Consider the following 19393-nt stretch of genomic DNA (forward strand, 5'->3'; position numbering starts at 1 on the left):
TCTTATAAAGATTTTATCCAGGTTACCAGTTCGTCTCTGGTCTTCCCTGTTTTTTGTTGAAGTTTACCTAGCAACTCATCATCTTTTCCTTCTTCGTGTTTCAAATCATCATCGGTTAAGTCAGCATAAGCTTGTTTTACTTTACCTTTAATCTCGTTCCATTTTCCTTTTAATTCTAACTTATCCATGATCACTTCTTTTTTGTTTTACAATTAGATAGATGCATGAAGAACAGAAAACAGAATTGATTTGTTTTATTTCTTTGCTTTTTCAATGATCTCCTCCACTACAGCAGGATCCAGTAACGTTGTAATATCTCCAAGATTGGAAGTATCACCCTCAGCTATCTTTCTCAAAATACGACGCATGATTTTTCCTGACCTTGTTTTAGGAAGACCCGAAACAAATAATATCTTATCCGGCTTAGCGATCGCCCCAATTACACGGGTCACGGTCTGTAGAATATCCTTGCGTGTCAGGTCTTCATCATTATGTGTATTCGGGAAAATGACAAATGCATAAATACCTTGCCCTTTTACGTCGTGAGGATAACCTACTACTGCACTTTCCACTACGCCCGCATGCATGTTGATTGCATTTTCAACCTCTGCTGTACCGATTCTGTGTCCTGATACATTGATCACATCATCTACCCTACCGGTGATTCTGTAATAGCCATCTTCATCTCTCAAACATCCGTCGCCGGTAAAATACAGATTCTCATAAGTAGAGAAATAAGTCAGTTTACAACGTTCGTGATCTCCGTAAGTAGTCCGCAGCATACCAGGCCATGGAAATTTAATACAAAGGTTACCACTAACACCATTACCCTCTATTTCATTTCCCTGCTCATCAACCAATATGGGCTGTATACCTGGCAAAGGCAAAGTAGCAAAGCTTGGCTTCGTCGGCGTGACATAAGCAATAGGAGAGATCATAATACCTCCTGTTTCTGTCTGCCACCAGGTGTCTACGATCGGGCAATTACTTTTACCTATATTCTCATCAAACCAGTGCCAAGCTTCTTCATTGATTGGTTCCCCGACAGACCCCAAGACCCTTAATGAACTCAAATCAACACCTTGCACCGGCTCTAGCCCAAAGCTCATTAAAGAGCGGATAGCCGTAGGTGCAGTATACAATATATTTACTTTATGTTTTTCCACCACCTGCCACATTCTTGAAGCATCAGGATAAGTAGGAATACCTTCAAACATTAATGACGTAGCACCTTGTGAAAGTGGCCCGTATACGATGTACGAATGACCTGTAATCCAGCCAATATCTGCGGTGCAGAAGAACACTTCGTCGGGCTGATAATTGAATACATTAGAGAAGGTATAGCCTGCATATACCATATAACCACCAATGGTGTGCACTACTCCTTTAGGCTTGCCTGTAGAACCAGAGGTATAGAGAATAAACAATAGATCTTCGGCATCCATTTCTTCAGCCGGACAATTGGTATCTACCAGCTTGATCTCATCTTCCCACCAAAGGTCCCTTCCTTTTAACATGGAAACGGGAGTTCTTGTGTGGGTTAAAACAATTACTTTTTCTACCGTAGGACAGCCGATTAATGCATCATCGATTACTTCTTTTAACTGGATTTGTTTGGCCCCGCGGAAAGCCCCGTCGGCAGTAATGACGATTTTGCATTCTGCATCATTGATGCGGTCTGCAATTGATTTGGCAGAGAAACCACCAAACACCACAGAGTGCACAGCTCCAATACGGGCACAGGCCAATACAGCCACGGCCAGTTCAGGCACCATCGGCATATAAATACATACCCTGTCGCCTTTTTTAACGCCATTCTTTTTTAGCACGTTACCAAAACGGCATACCTGCTCATGTAATATTTTATAACTTAAAGTAATACTTTCCTTGTTCGGATCGTTTGGCTCCCATATAATGGCGGGTTTATCTCCATTTTCTGCCAGATGACGGTCTAAGCAATTTTCAGTTATATTTAGCTTAGCACCCTCAAACCATTTAATGTTAGGCTCAGAGAAATTCCATGACAACACTTTATTCCATTTCTTTCTCCATTGAAAATTATTTGCAATACCCTCCCAGAACTGTTCCGGGTAATCTACACTGTACTGATATGTTTTTTGATACTCTTCAAATGTTTTAACTTGCATATTTTGGTTAGGTCAACTACTAAAGCGTAAACTTAATTAAATCTGAAACAGCATCAATGAAGAGATTTAAAAAAATTACAAAAAAGAATCATTTTAGGATGAACTATCAAGGTTTAAGACATTAACGAAATACCATCAGATTTAATAGATTTTTAAACTATGTGCATAACCGAGTCGCTTCCTGATGGATACCTGCTCTATTTGTGATTAACTTTAGAGATTCCATTGAATAGTTAATTTCCTTACAACACATCCAAAGATCCCAAGTACTGATTTGTAGAAGCAATACTCTTTTCTTCGGAATAAAAACTAATGTAACAATGAACTGCATGTCCTTTGAAATCCTCAGGCACAATTACCTTTACTGATGATTCCTGCCGGACGCCAGCATCTACAGCCCTAAAAAACTGCTTGGAAACAGGGTCATACACCACTACGATTGCCCTGTCAGTACCGGCACACATCGGGTTAAAAGCACTATTTTCCCAACTAAAGTCTATAGTCAAAGACGCTGTACACACCACTTTTAGCGACCAGCAAGCTAACAAATCACCTTTACTATAGATTAGATTTGGAAAAGAAATCACCATCTCTTCAGGAGTTGCACCTTCAGTAGTGTGGTATAAATTGTAAGACAATGCAGCATTCATTGGAGTCTTCTGCTCAAAATTCTGGAAGCAGTCCTCAATAATTTCGGCGACACCTAAAAGAAACCCTCTCAGCAATTTCATTTTCCCTTGCTGCATCAATTGTTTTGACGACGATGGCTTCTCACTCTTTCTCGGCATAGCACGTATATAATCAATACCGCGCCATGAAGCGCCTACTACCGGACCGACTTTCCCTGAAAATCCGCCCATTATTCCTTTTTTTATAATTCCCATTTTTATTTAGTATTTTATTGTTTACATTTCCTCTGCTCTTGCTAATGCCAAATTTCGTACTCGGCAAGGCTTCGTCTATAACTACTACTCACATCACGCACACTTTCTACACACTTTCTTCACAAAAAGGTACCTGTTTGTGTATTATTTGTGAACGAGGTGTGTAGAAATTGTGAAGATATCAATATCATGTGATTAATCAATCATAAATAGAGGGCGAGCGTTCCATTCTGACATTAAAATGAAAATATTTTCCTAGCACTCTTGATGATTACAAATATTTTAATGATATTTGCACACTCTTAAAAAAATTAAGCGAAGAACAATTAACAATATATAATAAAGGCATGTCAAGAGTTTGTGATTTAACCGGAAAAATGGCGATGACAGGTTTTAATGTTTCTCACTCGAACGTTAAAACTAAGCGTAAGTTTTATCCCAACTTACAACTTCAGAAATTTTATATTCCTGAAGAAGATCGTTGGATAACACTTAAAGTATCTACTTCAGCTATCAAAACCATCAACAAAATTGGTATTTCTGAAGCGATCAATCGTTTCATGAAAAAAGGATATTTATAGAAAAAAATTGGTTGATGTGAAATCAACCGTAATATTAAGAAAATGGCAAAAAAAGGTAACAGAGTACAAGTTATTCTAGAGTGTACAGAGCATAAAACCAGTGGCATGCCTGGTATGTCAAGATACATCACTACTAAAAACCGTAAAAACACTACTGAGCGTTTAGAATTGAAAAAATTCAACCCGGTAATGAAAAAAGTAACGGTTCACAAAGAAATTAAGTAATAGTATTTACTAAATACAAATCTATTTAGATCATGGCAAAAAAAGTAGTTGCAACCCTAAAAACGGGTAAAGGAAAAGAATATTCAAAAGTTATTACAATGACTAAATCACCTAAGGGTGCTTATTCTTTCAAAGAAGTTATTGTTCACAACGATCACGTTCAAGATGCAATCGCATCTAAAAAATAATTTTAATATTTTACGATATTAAAGCCGTCCCTTCATTCTGGGAGGGCTTTTTTTGTTTTGTTATACATTCATATGGGTTTATTCAATTTTTTCAAAAAAAAGGAGACCGCGCCTGAAGCGCAAGAGGCTCTTGATAAAGGATTAGAGAAAACTAAAGAGGGTTTTTTAAGCAAGATCACTAAAGCTGTAGCAGGTAAATCTACAGTTGACGATGATGTACTTGATAATCTTGAAGAGGTTTTGGTAACTTCTGATGTGGGTGTAAGCACGACATTAAAGATTATTGAGCGTATAGAGCAGCGTGTAGCTAAAGATAAATATCTTTCAACTTCTGAGCTTAATGGTCTGTTGCGTGATGAGATTCAACTACTCCTCGCAGAAAACAACAGCAATGATTTCCGCAGCTTCGAATACGGCAGTCAACATAAACCTTATGTAATTATGGTGGTTGGCGTAAACGGTGTAGGCAAAACCACTACCATCGGAAAACTGGCTCATAAACTTAAAGCAGAGAATTTAAAAGTTGTGCTGGGTGCTGCTGATACATTTAGAGCTGCTGCGGTAGAACAGATTAAACTTTGGGGCGAACGTGTTGATGTTCGTGTCGTGGCACAAGCCATGGGTTCTGACCCTGCCTCTGTTGCATTTGACACATTGCAGTCGGCAGTAGCCAATGGCGAAGATGTAGTGATCATCGACACGGCTGGTCGTTTGCACAATAAAGTGGGACTGATGAATGAGCTTGGTAAGATCAAAAATGTAATGCAAAAGGTTGTACCTGGTGCTCCTCATGAGATCTTATTGGTTTTGGATGGCTCTACTGGTCAGAATGCTTTTGAGCAATGCAAGCAATTTACCGAAGCTACAGATGTAAATGCTTTAGCCATTACCAAATTGGATGGCACTGCAAAAGGTGGTGTTGTAATCGGCATCTCTGATCAATTTAAAATACCAGTAAAATATATAGGCGTTGGCGAAGGTGTAAATGACCTTCAGCTATTTGACAAAAAGGCTTTTGTAGAAAGCTTGTTTAAACAGCACTAATCCTAAAATAGTGGATTCAATTATTAATGCGGTCGTACATATTGATCGCTTATTAATGCGGCCGTCATCCTGAATTTATTTCAGGATCTCGGAAGAGAAAAACCACAATGCATGTCCGGGATCCTGAAATAAAATGCGTAGCATTCTTGAAGACAAAACTCCAATGAATGCTACTGAAAAATTCAGGATGACGTGATGTATAAAATAAATAAAGAATATACTTACAAAACATGAATACAAAATTAAAGCCCCAAATAATCCCCGTTAAAAAACCTAAAATCAATGTCATCACACTAGGCTGTTCAAAAAACACCTATGATTCAGAGGTATTGATGGGACAGTTGCGCGGCAACAGTTTGGACGTAGTTCATGAAGCCAATAAAGTTGGCAAAGATGATATCGTAGTCATTAACACTTGTGGTTTTATAGACAATGCCAAACAGGAATCTATAGATACCATTTTACAATATAGTCAGCTGAAAGAGGAAGGTAAAGTAGGCAAGGTAATCGTGACAGGATGTTTATCGGAGCGTTACAAACCGGAACTTGAAGCTGAAATCACGAATGTTGATGCCTTCTTTGGCACTAACGATTTAAATAATTTACTGCACTCCCTGGGTGCAAGCTATAAGCACGAATTGATTGGCGAGCGCTTGCTGACCACTCCTTCTCATTTTGCTTATTTTAAAATAGCAGAAGGCTGTAACCGCCCCTGCTCTTTCTGTGCCATTCCATTGATGCGTGGAAAGCACGTATCACGCGATATGAATGAGCTGGTGAATGAGGCAAAAATCCTTGCTGCCAACGGCACTAAAGAATTGATCCTGATTGCCCAGGACCTTACTTATTACGGTCTGGATATTTATGGAAACCGTAATCTTGATGAATTATTACGCAGGATATCTGACGTACAGGGCATTGAGTGGATCAGATTGCAATACGCCTACCCTTCCGGTTTTCCTATGGAAATTCTGGATGCCATGAATGAGCGTGAGAACATCTGCAAGTACCTGGATATGCCTCTACAGCACATCACAGATAATATGCTGAAATCTATGCGCCGTGGCATCACCAAGCAAAAGACCATAGATATCGTAAATCAGATCAGAGACAAAGTACCCGGCATCGCTATGCGTACCACTTTAATCTGTGGATATCCTGGTGAAACTGAGCAGGATTTTGAGGAAATGATGAGCTGGGTAGAGGAAACACGTTTCGACAGGCTGGGATGCTTTACCTATTCACACGAAGAGAAAACACATGCACATAATTTGGTAGATGATGTTCCTGATGAAGTAAAACAGGAACGCGTGGATGCCATTATGGAATTACAACAAGGCATTTCATTCGACATCAATCAGGAAAAAGTTGGTAAAACTTATAAGGTTCTGGTAGATAGAAAAGAGGGCGACTTCTTTATCGGACGTACTGAATTTGACTCTCCTGAGGTAGACAATGAGGTTTTGATTGACGCTGCGACGGGATATGCGGCAAATGGTAGTTTTGTAAATGTAACGATAGACCGTGCAGAGGATTTTGATCTATATGGACGGATTGTAAAATAAAGGCTTCAAATTAAGAATTATGGTTTATTAACTTAAATTCGTAGCAATGGAGGCCAAATACATCACTTATCAGGAAACAAACGCTTTCTCTTCCACTGTACTGGATTACATTGGCGGAAAAGCGCAGCTCAGAGATTTTTACAGCTATACCCCGGATTTTGGAGGCTTCTCTGAGGCCATAAAAAATCGCAATTTTATAGGCGAAAGGTCTGTTTTAGTACAGACTTTAAAAAATCAATATGCCTCTGCCAGCCCCTCTTCTCTTGTCAAGACAAATATTGAACTCCTGTCTGATGAGAAGACTTTTACCATTACTACAGGCCATCAGCTCAATATATTTACCGGCCCTCTCTATTTTATCTATAAAATAGTTACCGCTATAAATTTAGCTAAAGACCTGAAAACCAAATTTCCTGAATATAACTTTGTACCTGTATACTGGATGGCTACTGAAGATCATGACTTTGAAGAAATCAATCATGTGAAAGTAGAAGACAAAATGATTACCTGGAACAAAAAGGCTGCAGGAGCAACCGGCAGACTAGATACGAAGGATATCATTGAAGCCCTGACTGCCTACAAAGGCTACCTGGGCATTAGTAAAAACGGACTAATGCTATCAAGACTCGTAGAAGATGCTTATACAAACAACGCTAAGCTCAGTGATGCGACCCGTGAACTGGTAGATGCACTTTTTGGGGAATACGGGCTTGTTTGTGTTGATGCAGATGAGATTGAACTGAAAAGACAATTTGCAGAAATCATATATAAAGACATCACTGAAGAAAACAGCTTTAAACATATTGAAAAAACCAATGCCGGGCTTGAAAAGTTGGGCTATAAGATCCAGGTAAACCCAAGGGAAATTAACTTTTTTTATATGGTTGACGGACTGAGGGAAAGAATCGTAGCTGAAGACGAGGTGTATAAAGTGATGCATTCTGACATTAGCTTCAGTAAGGAAGCGCTGCAACTTGAAATCAATGAACATCCAGAAAGATTTAGCCCCAATGTAGTGATGCGACCTGTTTATCAGGAAGTCATTTTGCCTAACCTGGCTTATATTGGTGGCGGTGCAGAGGTTACTTACTGGCTGGAGTTGAAAGCAAGCTTCGATCACTATAAAGTTGACTACCCTGTATTAATGCTGCGAAACTCTGCCCTGATCATAGATAAAAGAAGCGAGACAAGAATGCAGATTCTTGGCATTAGTCACAAGCAATTGTTTAGCAATACAGAGACATTAAAGACCGACTGGATTAAATCCCATGTTAATCTACAGCTTACGCTGGATGATGAGGAAAGAGCCGTAAGAGCGGTGTTTGACCAGATCAAACTGAATGCCTACAAGATAGACAAGACACTTTCTCAATCTGCCGACGCGGCAAAAACCAAGGCGCTTAAATTGATTGCATCGCTCGAGCAAAAAATGCTGCGGGCTGAGAAAAGAAAGCATGTCACTTCATTTTCTCAAATCGAAAGCCTGAAAGAAAAACTGTTCCCCACGGGTGTTTTACAAGAAAGGGTTTTAAACATCGCACCTATGTTTGTTTTATATGGTGATGATTTTATTGATGCTTTGATTGGAACATTTCAACCCTTAGATCACCAGTTTACCATACTCTTTGTCTAGATACCATGACTTTTTATACTTTTCCTGAGGACAATTTACGCCTTTTCACTAAAAATGTATTCCTTAAAATGGGATGCCCCGAAGCTGATGCAGACCTTGCAACTGATGTATTGTTAAAATCAGACCTCAGGGGAATTGATTCCCATGGGGTAGCGCGTTTGAGCGGATATGTGCGCTTGTGGGAAAAGAAACGGATCAATGCAACTCCAAACGTACGTGTGGTTCATGAAACAGCTACCACAGCTACTGTGGATGGCGATGGCGGACTAGGTTTGGTTGTAGCGCCGTTTGCGATGAAAGTGGCAATAGAAAAAGCAAAGATTTATGGCAGCGGTTGGGTTTCTGTTAAGAACTCCAATCATTTTGGTATCGCAGGATATCATTCCCTGATGGCTGTAGACGAAGATATGATCGGCATCAGCATGACGAATGCCAGTCCACTTGTAGCCCCTACTTATGCCAATGAACGCTTGTTGGGTACAAACCCGATGTGTTATGCTTTTCCGGCAGGAAAATACCCTCCCTTGGTCGTAGACATGGCTACCGCAGCAGCGGCAAACGGGAAATTAGAAATTGCGCAACGTTCCGGATCTCCTATTCCGGAAGGCTGGGCACAGGATGCAGCAGGTAATCCTTCTACGAATCCCCACCAATTGAAGCAGGGAGGTTCTTTGCTGCCTCTGGGTAGTGACAAAGAACATGGCAGTCATAAAGGATATGGACTAAGTGCTACAGTAGATATATTATCGGCAGTATTGTCTGGCGCCAATTATGGACCTTGGGTACCGCCATTCGTGGCCTTCCTGGAGCCACCTACAGATCCTGTAGGAGAAGGAATTGGCCATTTTCTTGGTGCAATGAGAATTGATGGATTCAGACCGGCACAGGAGTTTAAAGATCACCTGGACAACTGGATCACGCGTTTTAAAAACGCAAAGACTGTAGATGAAAACAAAAAAGTAATCATTCCCGGTGAGCCTGAATACAATTTTGAGCAGGAAAGAAAAATTCAGGGCATTCCCCTCATTGATGTTGTGGTGAATGACCTGAATGAATTGGCTACTAAATTGGGAATCGCTCCCCTATCCTAAATTATTGAGCTGTAAATGAGAATGCAAGTGCGGGTAAGTCTGAGGGCAGGCCTTTAGGCAACCATACTTTTACTCCTGCTTCCGTTTTTTCCCATTTCACATTTTTCCCTGTTTGCAATAACGTCATTTTAGATCCTTTAACAGGAATATTGCTCTTCCATAACACATATTCAGGGACTGCAGTCTTTTCTTTGATACAGGTTAACGCATACCTTGTTTTGGCATCCTTGCTTTGCGTAAACCAGGTATCTCCATCATGATAATCTTTCGTGATACGTGTTCCATACAGTGCCTTACCATTTTTGTTTACCCATTTGCCGATATCCTCCAGTCTTGCGATGGCATTCTGAGGAAGCGTTCCGTCCGGTTTTGGGCCTATGCCCAGCAACAGACTCCCGCCTTTGGCAACCACTTCTATAAGTGTATGAACTACTTTTGCAGTCGTTTTAAATTGGTCGCCCGCAGCAAATCCCCATGCTCCGCCTAAGGTCATGCAACTCTCCCAGGGACGATCCAATTGCTTTTCAGGAACCCGCTGTTCAGGTGTCTGGTAGTTTTCATAAGGGCCATGTACCGTGCGGTCTACAACCAATAATCCTGGTTGCGCTTTGCGTGCCATATCCACTATTTTAGGCATATTTATATCCTGGCTCCATTCCGGAATTCTGGCTCCCCATGACAGCACTTCAGCATTTACAGTTTCCAGGGGCCTCACCCATCCCCCGTCAAGCCATAGGATATCAACCGAACCATAGTTGTGCATCAGTTCACTGATCTGATTGAAAGTAAACTGCTTAAATTTGTTCCAGCGCCATGGATTTTTGCGGATGTCGTAGTTGTTATTCCGGTCTGCTGTTGCATATTTCGACCACCAGTAATACTGCGAGTGCCAGTCGGGCTTAGAAAAGTAAGCACCGATCATGAAATCCTGTTTGCGGAAAGCATCGAATACATACTTTGCCACGTCTGCTTTTGGATTGTCTTTAAAAGGGCCTTTGGCAATGCTGAAATCTGATTCTTTGGTATCAAACATATTGAAACCATCATGATGCTTCGTGGTGAAAACGAGGTATTTCATACCAGCATCTTTACCGGCTTTTGCCCATTGTTCAGGATTGAAATTGACTGGATTAAATTTAGTATTTAGTCCCCAGTACCACTTCTTGTAATCTTCGTAAGTGATGGTACTGTCTCTTGAAATCCAGTCTTCAGAGCACAGATTCCATGACTCCATGATTCCGGGTACGGCATATAGTCCCCAGTGAATGATCATTCCGAATTTTTGATCCTGCCACTTGTCGAGCTTTTGCTTTACCAGCGGGTCAGTTGGCCATTCATAAATAGTAGATTGTTGATGAAGGTTATTATCCTGGGCCTTGGAATCAATGAAAAGAAAAATAGCGCTAAAAAAAATAAGGAGTCTGGTTTTCATCTGTATATAATTTGTTTTTGTCTGTGCAATACAAGATTACTAGGATTGATGTATTGCTTTATTAAAAAATCCCAGTTGACCCGCAACTGGGATTTAAAGTTAAAAATTGAATTATAAATTATGAATTAATTTATGGCATCCAATAAACCTTTTTCAACATCTCAGCGTCAGGATCAGCACCACCGCTTGCTTTTATCCAATTTTCACGGTTATTTGTTTCTTCATCAGTCGGATACGGCAATTTATTATACTTCGTAGTCGCAGGTATCGTCTTTGGAGTCATTCCTGTTCTTCTTACAATTGCCCAAGCTTCTGGTGCTTCAAAAATAGCCGCTAGCCATGCTTGGGTGATGATCTTTTGAAGATTCCCCGCATTGTCAGCTGGTACAAACGCCACTTTTGGATGTGCCAGGAAAGTGGCTATAGCGGTTGGAGCTAATGTAGGTCTATTTGCAATAGGCCAAATAGAGCCAGAATTACTCACCACATAACTATACCAATAGTTAATAGAAGAGGTTAATCCTGCCTTGTATTCAACTTCAGCTTTAGCCCAATCTACTGCAACAACCATTCCTTTAGCATATATTTCCGATTTCAGGAAATGAACATCTGCCTCTGATATCAAGATATATGGAAGTTGTTGCCAATCACGCATAATATACCAGTTAAACCCTGCAAATTTATTATCTGGAGCGGTATTAGGAGCCAAAGGAACATCGGCATTGACATAAATATTAGTTTCTCCTTCCTGTTGAGATTTATCTTGTTTTTGCGGCACCCATTTACCAAAATTGTTTGGCATAAACCAAACAGCACTACGAGGATCAAATATACCTGAACCATCTTCGGCATTGCTTGATGATATCTGGTTCCATACATTATCGCTGAGCCTGATACTGCTTACCGACTTTTCACGGAACGCATAAAAAAACCTATCACCCCAACCACCAGGCAAATTGCCAGTAAGGAGTTTCGGGTAGGTACCAAAATTGTTTTTCCGCATATTAATCTGATCATTACCGTAAGACATGTCATTCGGCAGGGGCTTATTACCACCTACAATATCTGTAATAATTCCCGATGCCAAAGTCTGCTCCTTAAGATACAAACGAACGGCATAGCGCAATCTGATAGCATTGCCAAACTTTATCCAGGCATTGTAATCATTGTTCAGAAAAGACTCATTAGCGCCTATTGACACCTGTGAGCTGGCAGCACCGCCTGTTTTCATAGTGTTCACTGCTGTTTCAAGATCTGCCAAAACTGATTTATACACAGTGGCCTGGTCATCATAAGCAGGACGGTATTTACTTGGCCCTTCACTTCCTATTCCTGCTTCTGAATAAGGTATGCTACCATACCTGTCGAGCATCTGTAATGTTTTATACCCTATTAAAATAGTTGCCATCGATTTCACATTATCATAAGACGCAGGACTAGGACTGGCTGCAACTAGCTTGAGTAATAGCTTATAGTCTGCCAGATCAGGATAATAGTTGTTCCAATACGAACGTGTGTAATTGGTCGTATTGATTACTACATTTTGCGTACCCATTTGATTTGTAATAGGCATAAATAAACCCGTATATAAGGTATAATCCTCATCGGTTGCATGGCTAGCAAGGTTATTAAAAAGACCAGCAGGTGAAGCAGTTGACACTGAAACATCCTTGTACGGTGTATTTAAATCTTCGAAATCCTTGGTGCACGAAACACCCGTTATTATCATGGTAAGCCCAAGCATACCCTGTATAATTTTATGTTGTATTTGCATAACGCTTTTATTTTTAGTTTAACACATAATTGAATCAACAAAAACTTATAAAGAAGTTTTTATACTGAAACCAAAGGAACGTACTCTCGGCATAGAAGAATATTCAATTCCCTGAATATTACCAATACCGTTTACACCTTCAGGATTCAACCCCTTAGGTATTGTGGTGAAGATATAAAACAGGTCACGTCCAATCAACGATACAGAAAGGCTTTGCAATACTTTTGTCTTCTGCATTAATTTTTGCGGCACCCTGTAAGTAAGCGCGATTTCTCTCATTTTCAACCATGAGTTTTCAAACACACTTGCTGAAGTTGGCCTGCCTAAATGGTTCCACGCAGAATAAGTACCTGCATAATACCAGAGATAATGCACTACATCAGTATTTGGAGTAGTACTTAGTATTTTGCCAGTATTATCTCGGGTAACCAAAACACCTCCAAAATCAACACCAACATTTGCTGTTGTTCCATCTGGATAAGTATATGGCAAACCGCCACCATTACGTTCTTTTAATGTTTCTTTAATCGTACCACTTCCCATAGCCGCTGCATAAGATCCAAAATAAGTATCCCCACCTATTTTTGCATCAGCTAACAAGTACAACGAGAAGTTTTTATAGCGGAAAGTATTAGAAATACCTCCTGTCATAAAAGGTTGCGAATTTCCAATTGAAACTTCATCAGGAGTAAGCGCCCATTGTGTACCTGCATAATAGGTTTTACCACCAGCTGAATATGTTACCGGTAAGCCGTCAGTACCCAAAGCACGCTTTACTTCCTTCTGACCGTCTACGTAAACAAAATCTTTACCGTAGATAGTACCATAGTTTTCACCAACTTTAACACGTTGCGATACACCTGCTCCTCCAAAATAATTACCAAGGTTTAACTGATTAACGCCATCCGAAAGCCCCAATACTTTTGTGCTTGACTTGGCTCCGCTAAGCGATATATCCCAAGAAAAATCTTGAGTCTTAATAGGCGAACCACCAACAACAAACTCGAGGCCTTTATTTCCCAATGAACCAGTATTAATTGTAATAGAACTATATCCCGATGATACTGGAAGCGGATTACCCAAGATCTGGTTAAAGCTCTTCATTGAATATGCTGTTAAATCAATATTCAAGCGATTATTAAATAATCCCAGATTAATACCCGCTTCAAAAGATCTGCTTTTTGCTGGTTTAATACCATCAATTTTCAAATTTGAAGGAAGACTTTGAGCCTGTGATCCATTATATACTGCTCCATCAAGCGTATTAAAGATAGAATAAGGATCAATTGAACCATCACTTCCTGTTTCTGCATAAGAAAGTTTAAGCTTACCAAAATTTAACCATGGCATACTGGTTTGCAGCCCGCTGATATGATCAGTAAATACATATCCCAAGTTAACTGACGGGTAAGCGATACTATTGTTTGCCATTGGCAATGTACTAAACCAATCCTTTCTTAAGGTACCTTCTAAGAACAAATAATTTTTATAAGAAAGATTCAGAAATCCAAATACAGAATTAATTTTCTTAGTATACCTTACTTCTTCTCCGGCAGTTGGTGCAGTCGCTCCATTATTTAATGCATAAATAAATGGCTTAACAAAATTTCCAGAAGTTGAATTGCTCACTGCATAATCATTTCTGTAAAAAGATTCGCCACCTAAAGTAAGGCTGGCATTAATATCTTTAAACAGGTTATCTTTATGTAAACGAGCAAAGGCATTTAAGTTTCTACTTAAATATTTCGACAATGACTGCGCATATTTACCCTCAATCTGACCAAGAACATCTATAGGTGTATTTCTTACCTCTAGCACATCATTAGAATTATCTAGACCCCCTAGTGCTGTTACGTTTAACCAACTTGTTAGATCTGCTGTAAGTTTAAGACTGCTTACGAACTGGTTACGTGTATAATCTGAATTATTTTTTAACAACTGCCAGTATTGGTTATTCAGGTATCCTGTAGACCAAGGGTATGCTGGGCCATTGGCTAGAGTGGGCATAGCTCCAATATCAATACGTTCGCCATTTGCGCCAAATTGCTGCGAGAAAACCAAATCAGGATCATAATCCCTCGCCATAGAATAAACAGGCGCCGCCTGCCAACCTGCACCTTGTCCTGCTGCATTCAAACGTTTGAAATTAGTATAGCTGGAAGTAATTTCCGCTGACATTTTACTGCTGATTTTTAATGTAGAGCCAAGATTAAAGTTATTGCTCTGTATATTACTGTTAATCATATTAGGCTTTGTATCGTTCCTTGTATATGAAAGACGTGCTGTCGCAACTTCATTACCACCATTAACTGCAATATTGTGAGAGGTTACTGAGCCTTCAGGGAAATATGCCTTCCAGTTATCAGGTTTTCCAACATAAGGCCTTTGTACACCATCGTAAAACATAATTGGTTGGTTATCAAAACGTGGTCCCCATGAGTAACTACCCGGGTAACTAAAATAACTATAAAAATCTTGAGCATTAGGATAAGGCATTGGGCCATGAGAGTTGTTGGTATAGTTACCAGCAGAATTGGTGTTGTTACCTATTTGCATCCGCTGACCTGAACCGTTTTTAGGAAACCATTTGCTTTGATCAGAAGAAGTCATAGACCCTACACCACCCTGACCATATTCATTTTGAAAATCCAGCATCGAAAACGCATCTGTGTTACGGGTAGAAAAAGAATAATCTACTCCAAGTCCTTGGCGATTGCTTCCTTTTTTGCGTGTAATTAAAATAACTCCATTACCTCCACGCGCTCCGTATAAAGCTGCAGCTGCAGGTCCCTTTAAAACGGTTATGTTTTCAATATCTTCGGGATTAACCATGTTCATACCAGAGCCCCAGTCTTTATAGCCGCCAACATCAGCACCTACAGCGCCTAACACACTCCCGCCGCCTGAATTGCTGTTTACATTTATAGGGTCGTTATTAATAGCAACTCCATCCACGATGATCAATGCCCTATTATCGCCAGTAATCGTAGTATTTCCACGCACTACAATTCTAGACGACCCACCTTCTGCACCACCCCCAGCCTGGGAAATTTGCAAGCCAGCAACTTTACCCATTAGACCTTGTGCAATAGTTGGCGCCTGGGCAATCGTAAGATCTTTACCTTCCACCGTTTGAGTAGCATAGCCTAAAGCCCGCTTTTCTCTTTTTACGCCTAAAGCTGTTACGACAATTTCATTAAGGTCACTCGTTGAAGATTCTAAAACTACATTTAGACTCGTTGAACTTCCGACAACAACTTCCTTGGTGGTCAGTCCTATAGAGACAAATCTAAGCGTAGCTCCCTCCTTTACGGAAATGCTATATCCTCCGCTGGCATTAGTAGAGGCTCCATTTTTTGTGCCTTTTTCGAGCACACTTACTCCCGGCAAGGGTGCTCCAGATTGGTCGGTTACCTTTCCGGTAACAGTTTTTTGTGCATAAGCTGATATTGTTATTAGGCTAAATAACAACAGCGCCATACACTTTAAGTACATCTGTTTCATGGTTTTTAGATTTAGTTGTTAGTGTTTGTTAGTTTAGATTAGTAGTTATATATAAAAGAGATTCTTACCTGCTAGGTAAAATCACAATTCTCAATCACAAGAATTGCTGCCCCCAGCAATCCTGATTCGCCAGCCAGTTGAGAAACAGCAATCGTTGTTTGCTCAGCTAACCTTGGTATACAAAATTCATTGATAGCATGCTGCACAGGGGCCATTAATATCTTCCCGGCCATTGCCCCCCGTCCCCCAATCACAATAACCTCCGGATTCATGATATGAATAAGCGTGGCTATGCCTTTTCCTATCAGAAAGGCAGCATCTGACAAAATAGACACGGCTAAAGGATCTCCGGCTTTCGCCGCTTCTAAAAAATGATCACCAGGTAACTTACTTGAATCTTTAAATGAATGTTCCAACTTAGAGCTTACTCCCGCGGCAATTTCATTTTTTGCGCGCTCAACCAACACCAACAAAGAAGTATCTACTTCTAAACATCCGCGCTTACCACATGAGCACAACTGATTACTTTGAGATAATGGAATGTGGCTAAACTCTCCTGCATAGCCACTATGACCTCTAAATAATGCTCCATTAATGACCATACCAAGCCCTATTCCCCATCCAACATTAACAACCAGTATTTCCTTAAGATCTCTGCCAGCCCCAAATTTCAATTCGGCCAATGCAATCAGACTGGAATCATTGTCTATAAACACAGGAAAGCCCAATTCCTTGCTTAAATAACTTTTTAAATTATGATGACCCTTGAGCTTAAAAAAAGTGTAGTTAACCCCATGTGTGGCACTCACAAAACCCGGCATTCCAATACCGATACCTAATATTTTATCTGAAGGAACTCCAGAACGAAGAATGTAATCCTTTAAAAATTTTATAAGGGTCTTTAAACCTGCAGATTCCTCACTTAGCGAAAAGTTCAGCGTTTCAGACTGAATTGCAATATTACTTAACAAATCGTAGATCACTACCTGGGTGGTCAACTGATCCATGGCAACTGCTACTACAAACCGCTGCTTTTGCTGATTTAACAGGTATGTCGAAGCCCTTCTCCCACCAGTAGACGGGGCGAGGCCCGACTCAATTACATAGCCATCTGCAACCAAATCATTCACCGCATTGGTAACCAATGGTAAACTCTTATGAGTATATACGCTCAACTCCGTCAAGGTCAGCATTCTATTAAAATACAAATGCCTAATTACTTCTTTTCGTAATTGATGGTATTTTTTGAAACTGGCAGACACGGTTTTTTGGTTTAGTTACCTAAACTTAATATTTAATTACCAAAAAACATAATACTTTTTAATATTTTTTTAAAGTCTCTTAGACTTTAATCATAATACAGCTTCTAAATACATAGTCAGTACGCTATTTCGGGTCCAGTTCTAAATCTTCATCTCCAGGTTCATACTTTAGAAATACCAATAACATCGTCATCATTTCATCCGTAGTCTTCATATCATTTGCAGAAAACACCATTCTGGGAGGATTACTTGGATTGTTAGGATTACTTTTGGTATTGTCATAAAATGCTTCAATAGTAAGGATAGAACCTTTAGGTATCTTAACAAGCTTCTTGTAACGGTAGATCTCCTGCCATTTAAAGTCCCAGTCTGGAATAGAGACAAGCGGAATGGTATCTTGCTCCGGAGTAACGGCATATGACTTGAATTTCTTACCTAACAGGTGCATGTGAGGCCACACATATAACACTGACTGGTCTTGAGGTGTCACAATTTTGAGTTCAAATGATTTGGTTGTATCTGCCGGAATCATAAAATAAGGCTCAATAGATCCCTCGCCTACCCCTGCCGAGCCAAGACTGATCACACTAACCTTCCGCTTAATGGGATTCGGCGTAAAAAAGAAGTTAATTCCTGAGATGTCTTCCTGATCCTTACCAGACGGGGCATAATGTATTGTTAGCAAGATGACACCTCTTTTTGGCATTACCCAACCGAAATCCTTTGGATAGGATTCTAAAGATGTACCGGGTATCCAGCCGCCATAGTAATCCATTTTAGTTTTGAATGGCAGATATTGATCATATTGAGTTCTATCTGCTCCACTTAAATCGACAAAATCTGCTCCTTGCTTAATATCTATGTTATCCTCAACGGGGTGAATAGCAAAATTTGCATGGTGTATTACCTGCTTATTACTGGAAACGAATTCAATGGCCTCAACATTTTGTTCTTTGTCAAAATCAAAAGGAATCTTGAAAACGATAAAGCGCTCAGAATTGTCACCTTTTAACGGAAAAGGCTTTGACATTTTCAATACCGTATCAGGCTTTCTTCCATATTGCGTTCCGTTTACATACGCCTTGGCAGATGTTTGAATTTCCGCCTTTGCAGATCCCTCAGGGGCTTTATTATCTACCCATTTAATAATCAGATCCTTCTCTGCCTTGGATAGCGACCTGTCATTATGGAAAGTTCTGTAATCGTTATCCGGCTTCCAGGGTGGCATATAGCCTGAACTTACAACCTTCTTAATGAAATTTGCCCTTTTCGCAACGTCATCGTAACTGATCAAAGAAAAAGGAGCAGCCTCTCCAGGTCTGTGACAAGGGGTACAATTGTTATGGATAATGGGGGCGATGTCTTTATGAAAGGTGATCTTTTGTGCTTTTACCAAAGTATTCAGCAGGATCATAGAAAGTAAAATAAGTATTGGCCTCATATGGAGATCTTAAAAAATTATAAATCATTGATCAGACACCCGATCGGTTTGGTTTGTTTTATAGTGATGGCTTTGCCTGATTTTTGCTGCGCTAATGCGGTTGCCAGGTATTTTTCTGTAATTACTTTTCGTTTCTGACCTAGACTGGCAGGCCAGTTATCAATCATTCCATGGTAGGCTATCACTCCCAGTTTATCAATAAATATACATTCAGGAGTTGTGCTGGCTTTCAGGTAACTGCTCAATTTCTTTGCTGGGTCGATCAGTACTTTAAGCAACAACTGATATTCCTTCTGATACTGGCTAATTTCTTTGATGCCATAAGCTTTGCCAGGAAAAACACTATAAAATGCAACGTCGGGATATTGCTTGCTGAGTTCGTTAAGTACAGGAGCATAGTTTCTGCATAGTGGACATTCAGGGGATAGCATCACGAACACAGCAGGAGCATTATCCGTAAGCTGAATACTTTTCCCTGTTACATCCTGAAATGATATCTGTCTGATTTTTTTCCAGGAAACCATAGCATTTTGAGCATCTGCTTTAATCACTAGAAAAAGAAATAGGCAAGTAGTTAGTAAAGCTTTACTCATGATACGATTAGTCTTTCAACAATAAAGGG

16 protein-coding genes are annotated in these 19393 nt (G+C 40.0%); 7 read left to right on the forward strand and 9 right to left on the reverse strand.

Annotated features, from left to right (window positions below):
- Window positions 1-2: 2 nt before the first annotated feature.
- The 3 genes from FA047_RS19310 to FA047_RS19320 all read right to left on the reverse strand — a co-directional run bounded on the left by FA047_RS19310 (window position 3) and on the right by FA047_RS19320 (window position 3031).
- On the reverse strand, window positions 3-188 hold the full coding sequence (locus tag FA047_RS19310; protein ID WP_136837737.1) for a CsbD family protein: 186 nt from the start codon (window positions 186-188) through the stop codon (window positions 3-5).
- A gap of 66 nt (window positions 189-254) precedes the next feature.
- Window positions 255-2147 carry an acetate--CoA ligase gene (gene acs / locus FA047_RS19315; RefSeq protein ID WP_136837738.1) on the reverse strand — a complete coding sequence of 631 codons (1893 nt, stop codon included), beginning with the start codon at window positions 2145-2147 and terminating at the stop codon, window positions 255-257.
- 242 nt (window positions 2148-2389) lie between these two features.
- Window positions 2390-3031, reverse strand: coding sequence for a DUF6266 family protein (locus FA047_RS19320; protein ID WP_136837739.1), 642 nt, complete (start codon window positions 3029-3031; stop codon window positions 2390-2392).
- Window positions 3032-3378: 347 nt separating this feature from the next.
- Here FA047_RS19320 and rpmB point away from each other — a divergent pair, with 347 nt between their 5' ends.
- The 7 genes from rpmB to FA047_RS19355 all read left to right on the forward strand — a co-directional run bounded on the left by rpmB (window position 3379) and on the right by FA047_RS19355 (window position 9358).
- Window positions 3379-3612 (forward strand): 50S ribosomal protein L28, encoded by a 234-nt coding sequence (gene rpmB, locus FA047_RS19325; protein ID WP_131597730.1) that lies wholly within the window; start codon window positions 3379-3381, stop codon window positions 3610-3612.
- 42 nt (window positions 3613-3654) lie between these two features.
- On the forward strand, window positions 3655-3837 hold the full coding sequence (gene rpmG / locus FA047_RS19330) for a 50S ribosomal protein L33 (RefSeq protein WP_136837740.1): 183 nt from the start codon (window positions 3655-3657) through the stop codon (window positions 3835-3837).
- A 32-nt stretch (window positions 3838-3869) separates the two neighbouring features.
- Window positions 3870-4025, forward strand: coding sequence for a DUF4295 domain-containing protein (locus tag FA047_RS19335; protein ID WP_133577168.1), 156 nt, complete (start codon window positions 3870-3872; stop codon window positions 4023-4025).
- 72 nt (window positions 4026-4097) lie between these two features.
- Window positions 4098-5069, forward strand: a complete 972-nt coding sequence (gene ftsY, locus FA047_RS19340; protein WP_136837741.1) for a signal recognition particle-docking protein FtsY — start codon at window positions 4098-4100, stop codon at window positions 5067-5069.
- A 230-nt stretch (window positions 5070-5299) separates the two neighbouring features.
- Complete coding sequence (gene rimO, locus FA047_RS19345) at window positions 5300-6634, forward strand: 30S ribosomal protein S12 methylthiotransferase RimO (protein ID WP_136837742.1); 1335 nt, start codon at window positions 5300-5302, stop codon at window positions 6632-6634.
- A 46-nt stretch (window positions 6635-6680) separates the two neighbouring features.
- Window positions 6681-8267: a bacillithiol biosynthesis cysteine-adding enzyme BshC gene (gene bshC, locus FA047_RS19350; RefSeq protein WP_136837743.1), complete on the forward strand. Its 1587-nt coding sequence runs from the start codon at window positions 6681-6683 to the stop codon at window positions 8265-8267.
- 5 nt (window positions 8268-8272) lie between these two features.
- On the forward strand, window positions 8273-9358 hold the full coding sequence (locus tag FA047_RS19355) for an Ldh family oxidoreductase (protein ID WP_136837744.1): 1086 nt from the start codon (window positions 8273-8275) through the stop codon (window positions 9356-9358).
- A gap of 1 nt (window position 9359) precedes the next feature.
- Here the strand turns inward: FA047_RS19355 and FA047_RS19360 are convergent, their stop codons facing one another.
- From FA047_RS19360 to FA047_RS19385, 6 genes are all read right to left on the reverse strand, one after another.
- Window positions 9360-10790 (reverse strand): alpha-L-fucosidase, encoded by a 1431-nt coding sequence (locus FA047_RS19360; RefSeq protein WP_136837745.1) that lies wholly within the window; start codon window positions 10788-10790, stop codon window positions 9360-9362.
- A 130-nt stretch (window positions 10791-10920) separates the two neighbouring features.
- Window positions 10921-12564, reverse strand: a complete 1644-nt coding sequence (locus FA047_RS19365; protein WP_136837746.1) for a SusD/RagB family nutrient-binding outer membrane lipoprotein — start codon at window positions 12562-12564, stop codon at window positions 10921-10923.
- Window positions 12565-12609: 45 nt separating this feature from the next.
- On the reverse strand, window positions 12610-16068 hold the full coding sequence (locus tag FA047_RS19370) for a SusC/RagA family TonB-linked outer membrane protein (protein ID WP_136837747.1): 3459 nt from the start codon (window positions 16066-16068) through the stop codon (window positions 12610-12612).
- Window positions 16069-16139: 71 nt separating this feature from the next.
- Window positions 16140-17261: an ROK family protein gene (locus FA047_RS19375; protein ID WP_136837748.1), complete on the reverse strand. Its 1122-nt coding sequence runs from the start codon at window positions 17259-17261 to the stop codon at window positions 16140-16142.
- Between the two features lie 193 nt (window positions 17262-17454).
- Window positions 17455-18771 (reverse strand): monooxygenase, encoded by a 1317-nt coding sequence (locus FA047_RS19380; protein ID WP_136837749.1) that lies wholly within the window; start codon window positions 18769-18771, stop codon window positions 17455-17457.
- A gap of 17 nt (window positions 18772-18788) precedes the next feature.
- Entirely contained in the window at window positions 18789-19364 is a 576-nt protein-coding gene (locus FA047_RS19385; protein ID WP_136837750.1) for a redoxin domain-containing protein, read from the reverse strand.
- Window positions 19365-19393 lie beyond the last annotated feature (29 nt).

The sequence above is a fragment of the Pedobacter frigoris genome (assembly GCF_005116445.1).
Taxonomy (GTDB): Bacteria; Bacteroidota; Bacteroidia; order Sphingobacteriales; family Sphingobacteriaceae; genus Pedobacter; species Pedobacter frigoris.